Annotated in this window: 22 protein-coding genes; 1 reads left to right on the forward strand and 21 read right to left on the reverse strand. The window is 32.1% G+C overall.

The annotated features are described in order from the left end of the window. Positions 1-117: 117 nt before the first annotated feature. The 21 genes from SLH48_RS21380 to SLH48_RS22570 all read right to left on the reverse strand — a co-directional run bounded on the left by SLH48_RS21380 (position 118) and on the right by SLH48_RS22570 (position 20,747). Positions 118-474 (reverse strand): hypothetical protein, encoded by a 357-nt coding sequence (locus SLH48_RS21380; RefSeq protein WP_320259769.1) that lies wholly within the window; start codon positions 472-474, stop codon positions 118-120. 286 nt (positions 475-760) lie between these two features. Beyond that, entirely contained in the window at positions 761-2,575 is a 1,815-nt protein-coding gene (locus SLH48_RS21385) for a S41 family peptidase (RefSeq protein ID WP_320259770.1), read from the reverse strand. Between the two features lie 327 nt (positions 2,576-2,902). Continuing rightward, a complete protein-coding gene (locus SLH48_RS21390) occupies positions 2,903-3,367 on the reverse strand; it encodes a hypothetical protein (RefSeq protein ID WP_320259771.1) in 465 nt (154 codons plus the stop codon). Positions 3,368-3,621: 254 nt separating this feature from the next. Next, positions 3,622-4,266, reverse strand: coding sequence for a DUF2711 family protein (locus SLH48_RS21395; protein WP_320259772.1), 645 nt, complete (start codon positions 4,264-4,266; stop codon positions 3,622-3,624). 304 nt (positions 4,267-4,570) lie between these two features. Next, on the reverse strand, positions 4,571-4,963 hold the full coding sequence (locus SLH48_RS21400) for a hypothetical protein (protein WP_320259773.1): 393 nt from the start codon (positions 4,961-4,963) through the stop codon (positions 4,571-4,573). 112 nt (positions 4,964-5,075) lie between these two features. After that, positions 5,076-5,360, reverse strand: coding sequence for a DUF1871 family protein (locus SLH48_RS21405; protein ID WP_320259774.1), 285 nt, complete (start codon positions 5,358-5,360; stop codon positions 5,076-5,078). A 150-nt stretch (positions 5,361-5,510) separates the two neighbouring features. After that, positions 5,511-5,942: a DUF4279 domain-containing protein gene (locus SLH48_RS21410; RefSeq protein WP_320259775.1), complete on the reverse strand. Its 432-nt coding sequence runs from the start codon at positions 5,940-5,942 to the stop codon at positions 5,511-5,513. 55 nt (positions 5,943-5,997) lie between these two features. Next, the gene (locus tag SLH48_RS21415; protein WP_320259776.1) at positions 5,998-6,186 is read right to left on the reverse strand and encodes a hypothetical protein; all 189 of its coding nucleotides are present in this window, start codon (positions 6,184-6,186) and stop codon (positions 5,998-6,000) included. A 1,018-nt stretch (positions 6,187-7,204) separates the two neighbouring features. Next, positions 7,205-8,431 carry a multidrug effflux MFS transporter gene (locus SLH48_RS21420; RefSeq protein WP_320259777.1) on the reverse strand — a complete coding sequence of 409 codons (1,227 nt, stop codon included), beginning with the start codon at positions 8,429-8,431 and terminating at the stop codon, positions 7,205-7,207. Positions 8,432-8,987: 556 nt separating this feature from the next. Then, complete coding sequence (locus SLH48_RS21425; protein ID WP_320259778.1) at positions 8,988-9,503, reverse strand: GNAT family N-acetyltransferase; 516 nt, start codon at positions 9,501-9,503, stop codon at positions 8,988-8,990. 161 nt (positions 9,504-9,664) lie between these two features. Continuing rightward, entirely contained in the window at positions 9,665-10,480 is an 816-nt protein-coding gene (locus SLH48_RS21430; protein ID WP_320259787.1) for an alpha/beta hydrolase, read from the reverse strand. 208 nt (positions 10,481-10,688) lie between these two features. Continuing rightward, entirely contained in the window at positions 10,689-11,144 is a 456-nt protein-coding gene (locus tag SLH48_RS21435; RefSeq protein WP_320259779.1) for a GNAT family N-acetyltransferase, read from the reverse strand. A 983-nt stretch (positions 11,145-12,127) separates the two neighbouring features. After that, on the reverse strand, positions 12,128-13,429 hold the full coding sequence (locus SLH48_RS21440; protein WP_320259780.1) for an MFS transporter: 1,302 nt from the start codon (positions 13,427-13,429) through the stop codon (positions 12,128-12,130). Between the two features lie 229 nt (positions 13,430-13,658). After that, positions 13,659-14,312, reverse strand: a complete 654-nt coding sequence (locus tag SLH48_RS21445; protein WP_320259781.1) for a metalloregulator ArsR/SmtB family transcription factor — start codon at positions 14,310-14,312, stop codon at positions 13,659-13,661. 409 nt (positions 14,313-14,721) lie between these two features. Then, positions 14,722-15,429, reverse strand: coding sequence for a GNAT family N-acetyltransferase (locus tag SLH48_RS21450; protein ID WP_320259782.1), 708 nt, complete (start codon positions 15,427-15,429; stop codon positions 14,722-14,724). A gap of 568 nt (positions 15,430-15,997) precedes the next feature. After that, positions 15,998-16,267, reverse strand: coding sequence for a GNAT family N-acetyltransferase (locus tag SLH48_RS21455; protein ID WP_320259783.1), 270 nt, complete (start codon positions 16,265-16,267; stop codon positions 15,998-16,000). 9 nt (positions 16,268-16,276) lie between these two features. Beyond that, positions 16,277-16,411, reverse strand: coding sequence for a hypothetical protein (locus SLH48_RS21460; RefSeq protein WP_320259784.1), 135 nt, complete (start codon positions 16,409-16,411; stop codon positions 16,277-16,279). Between the two features lie 281 nt (positions 16,412-16,692). After that, positions 16,693-17,058: a VOC family protein gene (locus SLH48_RS21465; protein ID WP_320259785.1), complete on the reverse strand. Its 366-nt coding sequence runs from the start codon at positions 17,056-17,058 to the stop codon at positions 16,693-16,695. Between the two features lie 367 nt (positions 17,059-17,425). Further along, a complete protein-coding gene (locus SLH48_RS21470; protein ID WP_214483527.1) occupies positions 17,426-17,719 on the reverse strand; it encodes a hypothetical protein in 294 nt (97 codons plus the stop codon). Between the two features lie 565 nt (positions 17,720-18,284). Continuing rightward, positions 18,285-19,925, reverse strand: coding sequence for a ribosomal protection-like ABC-F family protein (gene abc-f / locus SLH48_RS21475; RefSeq protein ID WP_320259788.1), 1,641 nt, complete (start codon positions 19,923-19,925; stop codon positions 18,285-18,287). A gap of 690 nt (positions 19,926-20,615) precedes the next feature. Continuing rightward, on the reverse strand, positions 20,616-20,747 hold the full coding sequence (locus SLH48_RS22570; RefSeq protein WP_413785452.1) for an NUDIX domain-containing protein: 132 nt from the start codon (positions 20,745-20,747) through the stop codon (positions 20,616-20,618). 966 nt (positions 20,748-21,713) lie between these two features. Between SLH48_RS22570 and SLH48_RS21480 the strand changes: the two genes are divergently transcribed. Next, entirely contained in the window at positions 21,714-21,902 is a 189-nt protein-coding gene (locus tag SLH48_RS21480; protein ID WP_320259786.1) for a hypothetical protein, read from the forward strand. Positions 21,903-21,930: the final 28 nt, after the last annotated feature.

Genomic DNA, 21,930 nt, shown 5'->3' on the forward strand with positions numbered 1-21,930 from the left:
CACAATCCTTTTCCATAAAGAAAACGCTTTTCGTTTGACAGAAAAGCGCCATATTGTTGAATAACATATTTCTTTTTTTGATGTACTTTGTCATTATTTCTCATGAATTGTGCAAAATTAATCAAGTTTTTCAACAAAATCTAAAATAACAGGTATGTGTACATTGTTTCTTTTCACCTTATCTACAATGTAATATGAAACGATATACACTTTATCAGGATAAATTCTCTTCCATTCTTCTGGGGAATCAATTATAAAATAACGAGATTTATAATCAAAACCATTTTTATGTTCCTCTACTCCTTTTAACCAATATTCATTATTACTGTTATCGTATCCTTTTTCAGTTATTGTTACTTCAACATTCCGCGTCGATTGATACCCTGCTTGATATTCAAGTACAAAGAGGTTGAGATAAGTTAGATAACCTACCCATCCGATGATAACTATCAAAAATAGCTTAATTATTTTCAAACATTCCTCACTCCAAATCAGCTAGGTTAATATCTCCTCGGTTGATTGTATCTATGTCTAAGCTATACTCAGTCTCATTAAAATAAATCCTTACATTCATAATACCAAGTAAATTATTCTTTGTGTTTTCTAAAGAAACAATCTTTACGAGAAGAGCCATACATAAAGAAAGACGCTTTTCGGAATTATTTCTGAAAAGCGCAATTTTTGTTGAATAAGGAGTTATTTTTTTAACATCTATATTAAAGCAGAACATCTTCTGGCAACACTATCCAAAACTATCCTCTTACTGATTAATTATCTGAATTGCTTTTTCAATGTATTCATCTTTACCGGCTTTTATTCCTTCTATGGTACGTTCAACCACATGTGTTGGTTCAATACCGATAAGATGATGTTGAGAGCCATCGGATTTGACAACTTTCAATCCTGTAAACCGAATGTTTTCATGCCCAGGTAAGATGCTTTCAGTAACATCCCCATTTGCACCAGCCGTTGGTTGACCAACAATATAGCCTAAATTATTGTCTTCAATTACTCCGAGAATAGATTCACCATAACTCAGTGCATTTGCATTAGTTAAAAAAACTAAATCACCTTCAAACCTAGGTTCTTGAGGTTCAATTGTCCACGTTCCATTAGTATTATATCCAGCCAGTTTCTTATGATCTGGGTATATAATTTGTTCTATTGCCATTAGTGGACTTTTAACAGCGTGGTCTGTAAAATGGCTAATTAACGGACGAAGATCCAGTGCTAGCCCCCCTCTAAATTCGAATATAACTCCCTTTGCTTTTGACAAGGTATTTATATAGGGAGTTAATTCGTCATAACTAACATTAGAATTTATATAATAAATCCCTTCTTCAATTTCTATAATACTTTCTTGAATGACTGGAAAGTTACTTAAACCACCCGCGGTGACGGTGCCATATGTTACTTCTAACAATAAGGATTTCCCATTACGATCTATTTCGAGTAAAAGAGTTTCATTCTTTTTTCCAAATTTAAGTGCTCGTAAAGAAAGCAGTTCTTTAGTTTGTGGCGAACCAGAAACCCTCTCTTGTAATTCTAATAAAAATTCATTTGACAATTTTCCATCTATTGACGTAATAACATCACCGACCATAAAAGGAGTATCATTTAAGGTAGATGTAATCACCAATTGATCGTCCGCTTTATCTACCGTAAATGGTAGTCTATAAGGCTCTCTCCACCTTTGGAGAGTATGACTAATATGGCCATCAGCTATTTTTTCTGTCATGTAATCAATTAGTTCATAATAATCATCATGGCTTTTGGTTATAAGTGCTCTCTGTATAAAAGATGGTAGCTCTTTAAGCCAATCTACGTTTACTTCCTCAAAGTAAGGATAAAAATGTTGAATGTCGTTCCAAAGAATTGTTACTCCTGCAAGGCGTGTATGTAAACCATATGTAGTCATTTTATTCATCTCTTCTACTAATTTTTCTAGCTTTTCCTTAGATTGTTTAGTTGAACCTAATGTTATTTCACCATCAGTATAAAGAACTATAGGAATATGGGTTCTTAGCGATTTATTAATTGGTTCAGAGATTTTGTCTCCAATGGTAGGGAGAGAGTCGAATAATTTTCCAGTAGAAGAAGTTTCATTAAATATAATTTTTTTCTTTGTGTATGGCCAGTTGTGTGCTTTTCCTAGATGTTGCCAAGCAATGTACTTCAAACTTGAATCCTCTGAATTTATGTTGAGAGTGTCGATAACTTCTTCATCCTCTTGATAGATTTGAATTGTTGGAGCAATAGGTAAAAATAATTCCTCTAACTTTTCTTTTAGATCCCCAGTGTTTTTTGCTTTAACTGCGTAACCCGTTCCGTATATAGCAAATTTTTCCCAATCAATTTGTTCAGCTTCATCACTTGGATGAAAATAACGTATGTATCCATATAATCTCGAGAATGCATGTAGATTTTCCACCTGCTGCTCAATAGAATTAGATAAATCTACTACAGAAGTTGTCTCTTCTTTATTAGTTGGTTTGTCTGTTCCTTGAATGAGACTATAAACAGCAAATAGTATGATTCCAACTAGAGCGATTATAATAAATATTTTCTTACGCAAGACAAACACCCCTATTATTTTTCATTGTACACTGTAATACGAATCTATCATGAAAAAGTTCCAAATTTTTCTTACAACCCAATCTAAGACATTAGGAATGGGAATTTGTTGTTCAACAATAAGTCCCTAAAATGATAAAGACGCTAATCCTTATTTCAGATTAGCGCCATATCGTTTTATGAGGCTTCAACCAGTTACCTAGTTGATCCATTTTTAATTGATATTATTCTTAAGGTAGTCTGGATAGCCTTAGCTACATTCTTGCGCCATATTGCGGAAAATAGAGGTGGTAAATCATCGACGTAAAACCCTCTATTAGTTAAATAATTATAATCTTATACCATGAAATTTTGATTGAATAAAATAAGCCTCTTCATATTTCGATTTATAATATCCAATATTATATTTATTTAAATCTATAAGATCCTTAAAAGATTTAGGGATTTCACATTTCCATTGAAGATCCCGAATTTGATGGGGGAAATAATCATAATTCGGATTCGGGGTATGAATATAGACTGCATCTGATCCTGTATCATCCTCACAAATGTAAACCCAGGACTGATATTCCTTATCATATTGTTCAAGTTTTTTTAATAGATTATTATACAATGAAATATGTGCTTTTATATGTTCTCTTCTTACTTTTAAATTTCTATTGCCTCTTCCATAAAAATCGAGGTGAATGTGCCAGAAGTCGAACCAAGAATCGTTACCACAATTTATTTCGAAATTCATAACCTTTCTCTTGAGATTCCGAAAATAACGTTTTTTTCCACGGAATTTTTTCATTTTTTCCTCCCGCTATTTATCCACCTTGTTCAATAAATTACTCAGGATACATCCTAACTCCCTTAAATTTGTCCGAAACTAGGTCATACCCATTAACCCCACAACCTATGCTGCATATATCAAAAATAAACTTTCCTTCCAAAGCACCATTACTGTGGAAGATCAACACAACAAAGAGGGAGTAACTTGTACCCTCATTTTATAATAGTTTATAGGCTTCCGGTCAACCACCAGTTAATATAAGTATTCTTATCTCATACAATTGCTTCACAATTTACCGACTTAATAATGTCTATTATGTTATCATGTTTTGTCATAAATATTGTAATAAAAGAGTCAGAAACATTCATGAATGCAAAATCCATATTTTCATCTGTAATCATTAGTTCATTAAGTGAAAGTTGACATACATCTAAAGGATTGATATTTTTCATTTCTAAAGCACCAAATTTATCAAGTAAAGGGTATGAATAGTATAATCTTGTTGCTCCCTTTGAACTCAGGACATGTAGTAAGTCAGATACTAAGAATACTGATGTGAAATCTTCATCTGGATAATACTGGTCTACTTTAATACCTAAATTCAATTTCTCTGCTAGATCTTCCTTTGCATATTCTCTACTTATTGCAACTATTGATGTTTTTAATGCAATAGCCATTTCCTCTATATTCTTCAAACCACTTTGGTGTACTATTTCCTCCCACCTTACGGGTTTACCTCTTAACAAAGCCTCTTTATCAGATGGGTATATATGTTCACGTGTACTCTTACCTTTACTGTTTTCCCACCCCCAAGGCATTTGGATAAATGGGTGGAGCAAAATTGCTGCTGATTTAAAATTGTTTGGTAATTGGCTTAATATCGGAGATTTATCATCTATCCAAATATAATCTAACATCTACACATCACCTTCTGCTTTAGGGGTATTCTATAACTACTCTACCCCTATAACTTAAATCAATTATTATTTAATATTAAATACTTAGGTAGTACCACCAGGATCATATAAGAAAAACAAACTTATCTTTATTTTAGATTTGCTCCATTCGTATTACGAGATCATCCAGTACATTTCTTGTTGAGCCTATTTTTTATCTATCAACGGTCTTATTATTGTAAATAATTCCATTCTCTCCAAGTTTAACTCCACTTTACCATTGGTTGCTAATTACGGCATCTATGACGTTTTGCAGGAAGAAAAATTAACTTTCATAACAACTTAGTTGTAATTCTATCTCCATTTCACCGATTAGCTTTAATGCTTTTGACGGCAAGCTAAAATTACATTGACCCTCATAAAAGACACCGATAACTAAATTAATATTTTCTGCTCCACAACTGCGAAAGACACTTATATAGTCATTCATAATTAAAGATATCCATTCCAGTCCGAAGTCATTTTTTTCTTTATATTCACTTGGGGGCGATAGTTCCCCGTTTCCATATGGGGTAGGCATTCCCTTGTATTTACCCCTTGTTGCTATATCGCCAACTTCCACCTTATTATCCAAGGTTAATCCTGTTAGTTCTTCTACTTTTTTTGCTGAAAACATATTACCGTATAAGTGACATCGAACATCCATATCTACAATCATCATGAACCTCCAAACTTCTATTCTTATTCTACATACCTGCCCTAAAGTAATATCATCCACTCTTAAATACAGGTCAATAATACGCTTCATTTTATGGGATAAGACTGTGATGTTAGCTAAAGAAAATGGTGTTTTTTTCTTTCATGAATTCTTCCCAAATAGCTACAGATATTTTTATACATTCTTCAATACTATGTTCCTCTCCAAATGCTTTATCGAATACACCTTTAATTTTATTAGCTAAGTCCAAATGATTTTTAATTTGTGGCAAAGCATTAACAATACATGTGATTTCTAACTTATACTCGTCTAATGGAGCACCACCAGATAATAGACCCCAACAATCCCAATTATTAATATGTTTTTGAACAATATTAAAAGCTGTTTTATTTTTCAATTTCCTCACCTTGTTTATAAATATTGTAACTTCCTAACCAAAATGCTTCGTCAATTTATGTACTTATCTTTACAATCACTAATTCCTGTTTATAAAACTACTTACAGAGACTGTTTAATCTTGCAGAATTTAGATGTCTTTATCCGTTCTTTAATAATCTTCATCGTTTTCATAAGGATTTGCATACAAGTCAATGTCAAATTCAGCATCAATTAATGAAGCGAAATTGATTACGTCTCTATCAAGATGTAATCCAGGTGTATTTCCGTCTTCTATTACAATTACGATGTTAAATTGACACTCAACAGCATATTTCTTTTTTATATCGCTAATTATTGATATCTGATTTTTTAATGGGATTATTACTTGTTTTAACTGTTCATTTACATCAAAAGATTCTTCGTAGCTTGTTCCGAATACCCAACTAGTTTCTTTTCTATAAAGTGTCTTTGAGCGTCTAGGAATTACATCCCCTTTTTTATAAGTCATTGTTGGTGTTATCCCTAATTTATCGGTCACATAATCTAAGGGAAATGTCTCACCAAATATGGTAAAGTAGACCATCACCTTTGTTTTTTCCAAAGATCAAACCTCCTAAAAGCTGTGTTATAGTGCCCATGTTTTCATAATTAGCCCTTTAAAGAGATGAAAAAGTATCATCCCAAATTTCTCCATCAAGTGTAAAAAATAATTTGTAGGTACCTAATTCTTCTTCATTATAAATGACTGGCAAATACGAAACTATATAGTCATAACCATATTGTATATATGAATCTTTGTTCCATGCATCGATGAAAAGGCCTACACCATTTAGATTAACCTCCAATTGATTTTTATCAACTTCTGGATCAAAGAATGTTTCATTTTCCTCCTCTTCATAGGAGTTAATATATTTCCAAAATATAGGATTTTTTTACTTTCTACGTCATTCTTTTCCGCCCATGCTCTTAATTCACTTGTATTCATTCTGATCTCCTTTACCAGTTACTAGATTCAATAGATTATATATGTTTATGCACCTGTTTATAAGTGCGTTATTTGTGAAAGTTTAGAAGTAAACGTCAAGAGATCTATATAAACTATATTAGTTGGTTTATTTCTGTTTTTTTGTATACTTCACTTTTTATCGATACTCTACATTTGCTTCAACATCTCTTTATTTTATAACTAAAATAACCATAGTTACACAACAGATATAAATATTTGTTATTCCACAATAATGGCCCTAGTGCGGAATAAGATTACTAACATTTTTAAACAACTTTTATTATTCTTAGACAAAAAGAAATTAAGGGCTATTGATAAATTGGTTGAAAAGTATTTTTTTGTATTTAAAATATCAGAGAGAAATTAGAGGTGATGAAAAACACAAATGTTGAAGTGTTAGAGCCAACCATCGAAGTAGTCCTGACTTACATTGACATTGCTCAATGCAAGTCATTTTTAGGACATACACTGCACAAGCATAATAATATAAAGATAAAAATTTGAGGATATCTGTAGAGTTAATTCGGAAGTAGCATCATTGTACAAATAAGTTAACAGCCCCACAAACAAGAATTGGTGTAGGACTGTTTTTCTTGGTAGTTATTTAAATGCATTTGAGGATTTACAATTATACTAGTGAATTGTATTGAATGCTTTCAATTGCTAGATGTAGCATTTATTTTACTTGAAGGATTTGATTCGAGATCAAGGATATATAGCAAAATATACCTTGAGCATCGCTTTGTATCTATTAATAAACCATGCATGACTTCTAGGTGTTTCGCTTCTCATAATTAATTATTACTTAGGTCGTATCCACTTGTTAGTGGAGATTACCCAGCATGATCAGCGTATAATTACCTTTCCTCTCGAGGGATAAGAAATAAATAGGAAAGTGCCGCGCTTGCACCTGCACCTACGATAACCATTCCCATTGGTATGGCAGTGTGTTCCCCTCCTATTCCAACAAGTGGTGCTGCGAATGCACCTAATGCTAGTGACATCACTCCTAATAGGGCTGCTGCACTTCCTGCATTCTTTCCTTGTTTTTGCATAGCTAGTGAAAATCCAGATGTACTTACAATCCCGACACTTGATACAACAAAAAATAGTGGGATTAGAAGGAAAATTAACCTAGCATCTAGGAGAATCAACACAAATAAAAATATCCCCCCAAATAGTGAAGTAGCTAACCCAAAAAGAAAAAGCCTTGACTCATGTATTCGTCCTGCTAACTTCCCTGTGGTCTGACTAGCAATCATGATGCCTAATCCATTTATTGCAAAGATGAGACTGAACATTTGTGGTGATTCGCCATAAATATTCTGCACCACAAAGGGAGAACCAGATATATAAGCAAACATGGCAGCGAAGACAAATCCTTGAGCTAATGCAAAACCTATGAAGGTTCGGTCCAAAATAAGATTTCGGAAAGTAATAAAGGTATTTTTTATTCCCCCAACTGACCGCCTATCGTCATGAAGGGTTTCCGGTAAGCCTAATAGGACGACAAAAAACATCACTAAACCTATAATACTTAATAAAATAAATACACCTTGCCATGGAACTATTTTTAATAACTGTGCTCCTAATACTGGAGCCAAAATAGGTGCAATACCATTGATTAATGCAAGCAATGCATAGAACTTGGTAAGTTCTGTGCCGGAATACAAATCCCGAACAACCGCTCTTGATATAACAATACCCGCTGAACCTGCCAACCCTTGAATAAAGCGTAATACAATTAATGTCCAGATAGAAGGACTGAAAACACATAAAAGGGAAACAACAAAATAGGTGATTAATCCAATTAATAATGGTAAACGTCGCCCCCGGACATCACTGATTGGTCCGGCTAAAAGCTGACCAAATGCTAAACCAAGTAAGAAAAAAGTCAGGCTAAGTTGGACTAGTGATGGACTTACGTTAAAATCTTTGGCTATATCAGGAAGTGCTGGCAAGTACATATCAATGGATAACGGTCCAAACCCTGCTAATGTTCCTAGAATTATAGCCATCCATAATCTCTTCGATTTAGAGATTCCTACACGGCTATCAATGAAATGTTTTAATGATTCTCCCATAACATAATTAAACCAACCTTTTCTTTAAACTAGAGTATTAGTATTCGAACTTTTCTCTTCTAACTTATTTATATCATAATTATACACAAATCATTGCCAAAGTGTCTTAAACACATTATTTGGAACTGATAGTAAATCAATTTATAGATAAAAAAATATAACCTCAGACTTTTGTATTTGTAGCCTTTACTTGACAAACAAGTAGGAAAAAAACACCCAACAATAAGATATTACTAAACTTGAGCATATAAGAAGAAAAAGGTTTCTATAAACCTTTTTCTTAGATTTAACAATATATTAAACATTTTCAGAAAGAAAATGTTTATAATCTTAAAACTCACTACATACAAAATGTAGCTGACCAATTACAAAGAAGAAAATACCTCTAAACTATCGTACCTCTTTGAAACGAGTCGGTCCATATATTTCTAAAAATATTAAAGTTATTAGCTATCAACTTGCAATTCTATTTGATCTCCTTGGGGTAATACATACTAAAAACTGTATATTTTATGCTTGTATTGTGATTTCAAAGTCGTCAGCTAGCTCAACAAAATTAAGCTTTATTCGTCCATGTATAATAAACAAAATTTAACTTCTGACCATTCATTTCAGATTCTTCATCATAGGATTTTGAATGCTTAAATCCGTTTTTCTCTAAAACTTTTTGAGATGCTATGTTATTGGTTGTTGTTTTCGCCTTAACTTGTATTATATCTTGGTCTGTTAATTTTTCTAATAGTAATTTTACTGCTTTTTTAGCCACACCTTTTCTAGTATATAGTTGACCTACTCTATGGCCTAGATGACCAATTTTTTGTGACTTATCAATGTCAACTAGATTTATCCTTCCAACAATAGAACCATCTGTAGATTTAATTAAGTAAAAATATGAACTTCCTTGAGCTTGTTCTTCAAGTAAAGTTTCATGCCTTTTTTTAAACACCTCAAGCCCATAGTAGTCGTCACCTCTGCTCGGTACCATTTCTTCGAAAAATTCTCTGTTTTGAAGTTCAAACTTATACAAATTGTGTGCATCGGTCACATCTAATTGTTCAATTAATATATCCACGTGTATTATCCACCATTCAATTTGTTATGCTTAAATTATATCTCTTCTTATACTAACCACATCTTTAATTGACTTGCTTATTCAACATTTGGTGAAATAGGTGCTTTTCAATTGCAGAGACAGTTGAGAATATCATTAAAAGAGCTACTAGATTTACCCTGTTACTTTTTCTCTGTTACTCTAGTTAACCAGTCAGTTATATGTGTATCAAAAAGCGCCTTTTGTTCTATTTGTAAGTTATGTCCTGCTCTATCTAAAATTGCAAAAGTAGCTCTTGGAAATTTATCAATTAAATCGAGTGCATCTTTAAACCCAACCATCGAATCTTGTCTTCCAAGAAGAAATACGCTTGGCAGTTCATACAAATCTTGATCTACATCAAAAGTAAAACTATATTGTTGCTTTATCTTTGCTAAAAATTGTTCATCAGCTATATTACACCCAAGTAGTATTTCATTTTTAAATCTATTAAAATTATATTCATCCTGCACGACTGAAATTGAATCAAAACCTTCTCTTTCATCTTCATCTAGTTGCTCTAAAAATTCATTATCTTTATAAATAATGGAATGTTCAGGGAGAGCCCTTTCACTCATTTCAGGAATAATGACTGGACAAATAAATGCAGCTCCGTCTACTTCTTTCTTTTTTTTATGAATAATTCCTCTAGCTATATAGCCGCCATATGATTCCCCCACAACTAAAAAGGACTCGTTTGGAATTAATTTATCAATAAATTCAATGACTATATCTAACATGTCATCCGAGTTTTTGACTTCATTATAATCTTTTGTTTTGCCCATCCCTGGAAGGTCTATATATATTCTTTTGAAACCATCTTTTTGTAAAAATACTGGCTCCATGCATCCTATCATTAGCCTCATATCTGGAGAAAAGCCATGAATCATAATAATAGGTTTTCCAGTTCCGTATGCTTGATAATGAAGTTTTACATCCTTCACTTTTAACTCTGGCATGTTTTTCTTCACTCCTCCAAAACGAACGTATATTCTATATTGTCATGTATACATTTATATTGTGGAAAAAATTTAAATATAGCTTAAATCTATGTAACTCATTATGAGGTTCATCAGTTTTATATTTGCATAAATTCTAGTTATAGGTTAGATCAATAAAAAAGCCTTTTTTTGCCTCCAACCCATTTTGTCTTCCATTTAATATCTTTTAATCTGTTATATTTTTAATAACAGCCATCTCTTTTCCAAATCTATCGCCATTATCAACAAATCCCAAACTTGCATACAAATGGTGAGCTCCCGAATTTTCAGGATTATAACCTACAATAATTCTTTTTGCATCTAATAATTTAATCATCTCTAATATCATTAACTTAGTCGCTTCCTTACCTATGCCCTTACCTTGAAAATTCTTATCAATCATTATTCTATAAATCCAATAACCATCAAGTTCTTCTTTTACAGAATTATACATTAAGAAACCTACTAATTTATCTTCGAAATAGATCGCGTAAGGTTTTAATGTAGATTCAAACTTTGATTGAGCTATAGAAATTGCATTTGGTTCCATATATTTTTCTTGTTCTTTTGATACTTCTAAGTGACAACACTCATACCAGTTTTCTGAATTTAATTTTTCAAGCCTTACATTGACATTATTCAAAAGAAATTCCCCTTTCAAATTTGGAGAAACGTAAATCAATCTTTGTTAATTTTAGCGTTCATCCGTTTATGTTAAGAGATGAGTTTGTTTGAGAATCTCTCGTAGAATTCATCCCTTAGTTTATTGAATGAATTTTTAAACTTTTACAATTATACCATATTCTCCTGTACTAATATTTCCTTTGCTTTCTCCAATTCACCAGTACTTTCTATATAAAGTCGTCGAAATCGGTTCATCCAAAACTTACACTATTAATTATTGTAAAAGAAAAGAATATTTCTCTTCTTCAAAAATGCACCAAATTTCACTTTGTCAATCAATCATCTCGTTAATCTATATTGGATAACTTATATACAGGTTAAGGAAATTTCCATATTATGACTCACAATTCCTTAATTCCATACTAAATTAGGGAGCTAACCTCTTTTCATTCTCCATGTTATTGATGTTTGCTATAGCTTCTATGCCTTTCTACTTTACAACTCTAACTAGGTTTATACCATTTTTAGTCAAACAAAAAAATAAAAGAAGTGTTAGAATAAAACCAACACTTCTCTCATATTCCCCTCGTGCAATCATCATCATTTCCTTATTATTTGAAGTTTGTTTATCTTGAAAATAACCAGCCGAACAACTGTATGCAGCTTCCACCACAAACCGCCACTTTCAAGTCACGGAAAGTAAAAACTGAAGTATATATTTTGACATCTATCGTTTCAACTTCACAACTTATAATGGTTTCTTTATCCATTTTAGTCCAAGCATAAGTAACGAACGCACTGTCATCAGTATACTTCAAACATTACTTAAAGCATTAATAACAGTTAAGATAAACAAAGAATTTGGACATTTCTTGGTAAACACTTTTTAAAACTTTATGGATTAACTTCATTACCTGTTAAACCAAAAGCACCTTCACCAGGCAAATAGCTTCATCAAAGAAAATTGTACCTTTAAAGGTCGCTACGTATTACCATATCTATTTATACAGATTTTTGATTTATTGAATTTGTTAAAACTTTACCTCTACGAGACCAAATGACAGCAGGTATTAGAAGCAAGGAAAGTAATCCTCCACCCAATGATAATGTAAGAAAGCTTGTATTTGCCACTACTACACCCGAAAGAGCACCGCCAGAAGCTCCTGCTAATGCAATAAAAACATCAAGTGTCCCTTGTGTTTTTGCACGAGTTGATGGCTCAGTAGAATCAACTATTTGTGCAGTACCACTGATTAAACCAAAGTTCCATCCCAAACCAAGTAAAGAAAGGGCTATTACTAAGAGAATCATTGAATCACTTGGCGCGAATGCGGCTAATAAGCCAGCGAATAACAATGTAATACCCGAAGCTATGCTCATCGCTGTTCGACCAACTTTATCAACAAGTACCCCTGTAATAAGTGATGGTAAGTACATTGATCCTATATGAAACCCAATAACAATGCCGATTGCAGCTAAACCATGACCATTATGTTTCATATGCACTGGTGTCATCGTCATAATTGCTATCATTACAATTTGTGTTAGAACCATAACCGTTGCACCGACAGCAAGACCTCTTTTATTATTAGTGTTATTAGGAGAATATGATTTATTTGCTTGCGCATTCTCTTGTTTATACGCTGCTATCTTTTTTGCAATATCTAATGGATCAGGCCGTAACATAATAAATAGTACAAGACCTGCTAAGATAAATGCAGCAGCAGATAATATAAAGGGGCCTGAAAGAGCTGGAACACCAATGAAAAGAGCAAAATCACCCATAATTTCAACTAAATTGGGACCAGCAACAGCTCCGAACGTTGTCATGACCATTGTAGTACTGATTGCAGTAGCTCGTTGTTTATTGTTTGCTAAATCCGTCCCTGCATAACGGGCTTGTAAATTTGTTGCAGTACCTGCTCCATAAATTAGGAGCGAAGCAAATAAAAGAATAACATTATTCATTAGGGCAGCAATCACAACTCCAATTGATCCGAGTCCACCTACAATAAAACCTGTCGATAGTCCTGTACGACGTCCATATCGCTGAGAGAGTCTTCCTACGATTAGTGCTGCTCCTGCTGATCCTATAGTAATGAGGGCTGACGGAACTCCTGCATAAGCATCCGTTCCGAGCATTTGTTGGGCCAAAAGAGCACCTACTGTAATCCCCGCCGCAAGCCCTGCTCCTCCAAATATTTGTGATAGACTCACAACAAACAACACTCGTTTATATAACTTTTTAAGTTTTTCTGGTGAATTTATATAACTCTCAATCGGATCTTGTTCTTTACTTAACACTCATTATCACCTTCTTGTATTTAGTCATTTATATTGATAGTGCCTTACCATCCTTAAACCATCTTACAAATGTACTATTTAAGTAATTGTACATAAAGATATTTTTTATTTCAGCAGCTCCACCCATGAGAAAAGTATTTCTCTATGTCCAGAATTATTGCAGCATTTGCACATATAGAACCTATCCATGCTTCCTTAGTATCTTTTGCCTTCAAAATGAGCGTTAATTTCATTTATCAGCAAATTGCTCCCATTCTCTAACACCATCTTCCAATCGAAATGCATTAATACCTTTTTCCTTAAGAATTTCTACTGCTTTTGCCGACATTAAACAATAAGGTCCCCTGCAATAAGCAACTACATTACTTTTAGCTGGCAAAGATGCAAGTTTAGCTTCCAATTCTTCGATAGGACAAGAAACTGCTCCTGGGATATGAGCCTTTTCATACTCTTCCTTCGGTCTTACATCCAACAGTAAAACCTCACCTTTCTCCATTCGGTCTTTAAGCTCTATAAAAGTTATTCCTTCTATATCAAGTTGATTATTTAAAAACTCTTCTTTAATTTGCTGTACTTGCATATATTGCTTTTCTGATAATGCATGTAATGAAATTAAAAAATTCGAAATTACTTCATCAGCTAGTTCATAAATAACGAAGTTTCCTTCCTTCTTAAACTTAACTAGCTTTGAATTATAAAGAGTTTTCAAGTGCTGAGATACATTAGCAACAGACATTGTTGTACACTTTGCTAAAGCATCCACAGACTTAGGGCCTTGAGATAGCAGGTCAAGAATTTCCAATCGTTTAGGGCTTGATAAACTTTTCCCAATCCTCGCATACTCTTGATATAACATGTCTTTTAAATTACGTTCATTAAGCATGAATAATCCCCTTTCAACTATTCAATAGATTAATTGAATAGTTGAATTATAATCTCAAACATCATCTTTGTAAATTAATTTGCTTACAATAAAGTACTTCCTTTTATATTTTTCATAAAAAGAACTTTCTAACGAATTGATGTCTAATAATTTTCTTAAACCACTGTCTATAAATTTTGCAGTTATAAAAACCCCGTCTATAACCGTTAAATTTATGAATTCCTTTACAGAATTTGATTAGCCTTTCTTCCCTTAGTAACTTAACTGCCCTTTTTCCTTCATCTAAAATTTTACAGTATAGACCCAAGTATTATGTAAGCCGTAAATCATTTACCAATGCTCCACAATCCATCTTAACGAAAAAGGTGCATATCTTTTTCAGTATGCTTCAAATTACTGTAAAAGTTTTTTAAAGTAATTCTCCGTCTTCTAGTCCCATCTTTTTAAGACAGTTGTTAAGGACTCTTTTATCAATGCCATTAACAAGAGAATACTTTTCTTTATAAATGGTTCTGATGGCTTTTTTTATATCTTCTCTACTTTGCTTAGTAATATCTAAATTCTTAATAAAAAGGTTAAGTGGTAGATCTCCCACCTCATCATGTAAAGATGGTTGTTGATAAACAATTTTTTCATACTTTTCATAGTCATTGTTAGCAAAAAATCTGTTTCTTTTGATACAATCTTCCTTTTCTTCTTCTGTATGTAGCATTTCTTGTGTTTCTGTTTCTAAGAAAATAGCGCTTAGAGATGAATTCCCTGCTGAGATAGCATCTTTATTTAGTAAATCTTCTAACTTCTCTAGTGTCTTTGAGCCTATTCCCTTACTTTGTATAAGAGGGTTAGTTACGATATATACAATGAACCCTGAGTTTACGTCGGCAAAATAGTGTCCCGTAGCAAATGAAACAAGTTGATTTTCTTTCTTCCCAACTATGAAGTGATAATTATTCGGTCTTCTTTCTTTAGCATATTGTAAGCTTCTTAGAAAAATTTCTTGTGGTTCTCTCACTTCAATAGGAAATACTCGATTATATAGCTCAAAAATCATCTCTAATTCTATAAAATTCTTCTCTATTACTTCAACCCACTTTATCGTCATAACAAACTCCTTCATTTAATATGCCCCCAATTATACCACTAGATCATTTATTCCTTGTTTTATAATCTAGCGTATTACAAACATGCAAGATAATTTTAAGGACATATTTACATATACAGAACACAAAATGAAAAAGCCTGATCTTTCAAAATATGTTTTTTGAAAGATTAGGCTTTGCATCTTAATTAAATCGATTGCACCATTTAATTGAGTAGCGATAGAGTTTTTATTGATTCCTTAATAGTTAAAGAATAATTTGGAGGAACACTTGTAATTTGAATGTTTGTACATAGTTACTTAAATACTAGACAAATTCTATATCTAAACCGCAAATTAAGTGGTCAGAACTTTGAAGAAGTTACGGTAACGTGCTGTGTTGGTCTATGTTAAATACTATTTTGGACACAAAAAATTTAAGTGAATTTTTAGTTATTAGACTTTGAGTTAAGTTATACTAGTTTCACATAATACCTTTATATACATGTATATTAATGTTTGGGCAGTTGCGCTTATCTAAAACGTGCATTTTGAGCTTTCAGTAATACTTAAACAGAACATAGTCATTAACTAAAACTCAAAGTTTTTAGCCTTTAAATTCCCAGACTTTAAAACTAGCATTTTGTTCTTGTAGATACCAACCTGACTTAAAATAATATTCATTAAATTTGGATTCGATAGGACATAATACATAAATTGGTAAATCATTGATGGAACGTAACATTTTCTTCAACACCCCTTGCCCCCGAAAACCTTCATTTATAGCAAATTGATATAACGAAATGCTATTGGATGTTTTTTTTCTGTAAAATCGAAATGCGCCAACTATTTGATCATCTACTATAGCCACAATCATCTGTTTTCTTCATATGGCTGCTTGAGTTCCTAGAGGGCAAAAAAATTCTTCAGAACAAATACCACTATTATTGTGACATAAATTTCTTTTGAAGAATGACACGATTTTTGGTGCATCTGTGATATCTGCTAAGGCTACCTTCACCGTTTTTCCTCCTTAATTATGTAGCGTCTCTAATCTTTTCGAAAGGCTACTTCCTATTAGATTGTTTTTTCATACTAATAAATAAGCACGAAACCTAGAATTTTTGCATCTGTTCTTCTATAAAACGATGACTGTTTGGTAAAACGACATCTTTATCCCCTAGCTTAGGAATGATCACAACAAAGTTTAAGAAAAGAGCCTAGCTAAAAGAACTGAAAAACTAGTAATATGTTGTCTCTATATACACTTCTATCTAGCTTCATCACAATAATCTCAACCTGTTATTTTCCAACTAGCACAAATACGTTTTTAACAGGTGATTCCATTACAGCAACATGACCAGACTCCGTTGAAAACGGTTTTTTAATCCATGTTATCTCTGTATTTTTGCTAAGTTCTTGATAAGCTAAATTGACGTCATCTACTAGGATTTCAACATCTGTGACATTGATATTTGGGTCATTTTGTAAAACAAGCTCTGAACTATTTTCTTCTGGGAATTTCAACGCTATGATTGTCCACGTTCCTCCGCTATCTAACTTTCTTTCTACTTTCCAGTGTTGCTTTAACCCCAAAGAAAGGTAAAAATCAATAGATTTTTGAATATCATCTGGATAAATTGCAACACATTCTAATTTCTTAAACATAAATTCTCCCCCAAAATGGTATATTTTACTTACAAAAATAATGTACCACCTAATAATGACAATTTATGTCGCAATTAAAATAAACAATGTATTTTCTAATTTGAGATGATTATAAAAAAAGCCTAATTTCTTAATACCACATAAAGAAATTAGGCTTCAATTCAGTTGAAATTTACTAAACAAAATATCATTTCCATACACTCATAACGAATTCAGCAAACTTCCTCAAAAAGAAATACGATGAAACACCCATGACTATGAATGTGATCATAAATCCCTTCAAATTATATATACTTCTATGATATTGATTGACCGCTACGGCCTAATCGCATAACATACTACAACAATTTTAATAGATATTATTGCCTTAATACTTCCTTAATGGACAATCCCATTCAGATCTAATTGCAGCATCTACATATTCTCTCAAGTATTTTACATCATTTGAATCTAGCTGGATGGGGGCAAGCGTAACATAGCATACGTTTGAGGCATAATTAATTGCAACCCTTATAACCTCACTCTCAGAGGCATCTTCATAAAGACGGTCACAAATAAAATCACCTTTGTGGGGGATTACATTGGAACTAAAATGCTTATATATCTTCTCATATTTGCTATCATCTTGTAACTGTATTATTTGTTTTAATGCAATCTTCATTGTAAAATTCTCCCTCATTATTTACAAAATATTTTCTATTCGTAACACTATAACTCTAATATATAAAACTAATTATAAGGGCAAGTTATCTTTATGACATAATTAAAATATCCTACTTTCTTCTCAAGCGTAGATTAAAAAGCTAAAAAATAGAGTTGCTATTTTCTTATCTAATGTTGTTTTATGTATAAAAATGCTACACGTATACATCTAGATTTAATGGCATGTTTTCTTCTATAAAACGATGACTGTTAAATCTGTTATTTTATGAACAATGGTAACAAAATTTACGAAAAGAGCCTTTGCGTAAAAAGTCAGTTCAAAAAAAAACTGCATCATCAGTTAATCCAATTGTTCTCAATATGAGCTCATGACTTTACCTACAATGAAATTCTCTTATTACAACATGTATTTTATAACAAATATGATTGTTTGTAATCTATAACCATACCCACTGTATTCATATAAGCCAAAAGTTTCTTATAAAAAAAGGCGTTTTTCTATAACAGAAACACGCCACATAATGGATAAACAAAAACTTAATGCTGGATGATTTTACAACGAATTATTGAAGCTTCTTTATTAATTTTGTAAGCTCTTTAAATCTAACATCAAGTTCCTCATACTCTTTGTTATTTGGAGTCTTACAGCTAAGTTTCCCTAAAACTTCTTGTCGTTCAGTTTCAAGTTTTAAACGTAATTCTTCATTATCATCTCTTTTGGATAACGATTCTTTCTCATTAATTTGCTTATAAATAGTATGATTTAAAAATATGAGTTTAGCATTTGTTGTTCTATCAAGAAAATAACGATCATGTGACACAACCAATAGAGTGCCTTTATATATTTCTAATGTTTCTTCAAGTTGTTCACGAGAAGGCAAATCTAAATGATTCGTTGGTTCATCTAGGATAAGTACATCTTTTTCTTCTAGAATATATTTCATTAATTTACACTTCACACGCTCACCCATGCTCATGTTCTCAATTGGTTCTGTCCACTGACGATCAAGAAATCCTAAATGTTTCATTAAATTACGTACGTGCCCTCTCTCTTCAAATGACTCTTTGTCGAATAACTGTTTGGGAGTTTGAAAAAGGGGCAAGTCAAATACTTCTTGAGTCAAATAGCCGATATTTGCTGCTGGAGAAACCCATATATCACCTTTAGTAACTATTTCTTTTCCGGCTATTATATTCAAAAACGTAGTTTTCCCACTACCATTTGGACCAATAACTGAAACCTTTTCACCATGCTGAATGGTAAAGTTAGCATTCTTAAAAAGATTGTGTCCTTCAAAAGATTTTGCTAAATCTTTAACTTCTAAGAACCGCTTTCCGACTTTATGGTTCGCTTTTAATGAAAAATTTATTTGGTATTCTGCCTTAGGTGCCTCAACTTTTATCTTTTCAAGTTCTTTTGCAAGGCGTTTTTCTTTTGATTTTACTTGTGAATCCATTCGCTTAGCTTTTACTCGATAATATTCTTTAAAGCCTTCCTGTTTTGTTGATTGGGCATGAGCAGACTTTGCCCATGATGTTAGTTGGCTCATTTGACCTTCTATTCGTTTTATCATTTTTTGTTGTTTCTCATATTCACGTTGTTGAGTTAGTCGCTCACTTTCACGATATTCCAAAAAACTGGTGTAGTTACCACAATGACTAATAAGTGTTTGATTTTCAATTGACCATATTTTTGTTACTACTTTATCCAAAAAATAACGATTATGTGATACGAGAATAATCGTACCCTTATAACTTTTAAACTTTCTTATAAGGAAGTCCAAACTCTGTTCATCCAAGTGGTTTGTTGGTTCATCGAGCAATAAAATGTCAGCATTTTTGGCTAAACCTTTGGCAAGGCGTGCTTTTAATTTTTCTCCCCCACTTAAATTCAAGTAGTCACAGTTTGGAACATTCCAACTCTTTAATAACACTTCCTCTTGAGGTGTAACCTCACCAAGAAAATAAGACTCTTTTTCTTGTTCAACCATAGTAATTGTAAGATCATTTTGTACGTGTTTTATATGTCCTCTTGTTGATTGAAGGCCACCGTTCAGTAATTGTAATAAAGTTGATTTACCTGCACCGTTTTTACCTATGATTCCGATAACATCCCCTTGTTGTACATTCGTATTTATATTTTCAAAAATAATATGATCTTCAATTTCAACTTTTATTTTTTGTAATTGCAGTAGTTCTAATATAAAGGATCACCCTTCTTTTTCAGGGAGAATAAAAAATCCTCCCAAATATTTTTGGAAGGATTAGTCAAAAAGCATTTTGCCGTACTTAAAAAAGCTACTTACCATTATAGCTCTTCAATATATAGAAAAATGGGCAGACTAATCCTAAGTTTTTATTATTTGAAATATCAAATTTCAAAAGTTAAAAGTTAGGTTAGTTAACCATTGTCCACCCATCATTCCTTTCGCCTAATAGTACTTACTATTTTAACACTGTACCAAGGGTTATTCAACAATTTGTAAATATATGAAAAAATGAATCTTCCTTTTTTCCAGACTAATTGCAGCTTGTTATATTAGATGCTTCATAAATGGTCTTGATTTACAACACTTAACTTATTTTTTGAGGTGGTGTCATTTGTAATGAAAATGGAAATTTTTTCTATGAAACTACTTCAATTTGAGAAAACACCTATTTTTTATTGAAATAGACTCTTTTTAGGTCTTATACGCGCCATTAGTAGAATACCTGCAATCGAATCAAAGATTGACTAACTGCCCAACTTTGATGTTCGTGAAATAAGTGCTCAATTGCTTTTGATGGTTCAATCCATTTTAGAAAGTGGTCTTTTTCTATTGGTTTACTTGCTTCCTTACCAATATCAAATATATATAAATATCTTTCACTGAGATAGTACTTACATTCATTTATTAGAAAAAATACCTATTAGCACATCCTATAAAATCACCAGTTTTAATGTCCATTCCCATCTCTTCTTTGTATTCTCTTCTTAAACATTCCTCGTGTGTCTCGTTTCCGTATATTCTAAAATTCTTCTTAATCTATGCTTTACTTACATCAATTATTTCAAATATTTTTCAATTAATCTCTACTTCCAAATTATTATTTTTTTTCATACTAAGAAATAAATTCAAATTACAATTTGAATTTCTCGGAGTCTAAAATGGTAAAAATAAACTAATTATGATAAAATAATTAATTATTATTCTATATTATGTATTTTTATAAAATTTAAAGATCACAACCTCGTCCCTCTTGGAACAAAAACAGTAACAGAATAATGTCCTCTTAGAATTATCCTTTTTAAACAAATATAGTGAAACTCCGAATTAGGTTAATCATACTAATAATCAGTTTTATTATGATATCATCATACTCTTTTGTACATTTTTTATACTTTGCGAAATAAATACCCTGTTTGTTTCAAATTACTATAGCAAAGGCTCTTTTCATTAACTTTGTTACTACAGTTCCTAAAATAGAAAATTAAGATGTCGTTTCACTCATCATTCATCGTTTTTATTGAAGAAAAGATGACACGAAAGATAGATGTATACGTTCATAATTTTTGGTACGAAAAATAACATTCTATTCTAAAACACCCCTAGCAAAGGCTCTTTTCGTTAACTTTGTTACTTGTAGTTCCTACAATCAAGATGTCGTTTTACTCATCAATCATCGTTTTATTGAAGAAAAGATGCCTCGAAAGATAGATGTATACGTTCATAATTTTTGGTACGAAAAATAACATTCTATTCTAAAACACCCCTAGCAAAGGCTCTTTTCGTTAACTTTGTTACTTGTAGTTCCTACAATCAAGATGTCGTTTTACTCATCAATCATCGTTTTATTGAAGAAAAGATGCCTCGAAAGATAGATGTATACATGCTTACATCTTAGAACGTATAACAACAATCAATGCCAAAACAGCTTTATTTAAAGTAAACATTATGGACTGAAAAACCTAAACTTTATATAAGTCATTAATTAAAGGAGGGTTTCTTTGTATGAATCAAAATACTAATTTTGTTTTGGATAAAATCACTTTTGCTTACAATAAACATAAACTTAGAAAATATAAAGAAAGTGTAAAAAAGATTAAAACATTGGATTTGAGTCAATATCTTGGACACAAAAAGATTAAGTTTTATGCAGAGTCTCTGAATAGTTCTTCTATTGCTTGGGGTGTTTTATAAGCAATGCTGCTATGCTTTCTTTTTCTGT

The sequence above is a fragment of the Cytobacillus sp. IB215316 genome (assembly GCF_033963865.1).
Lineage (GTDB): Bacteria > Bacillota > Bacilli > Bacillales > SM2101 > Nanhaiella > Nanhaiella sioensis.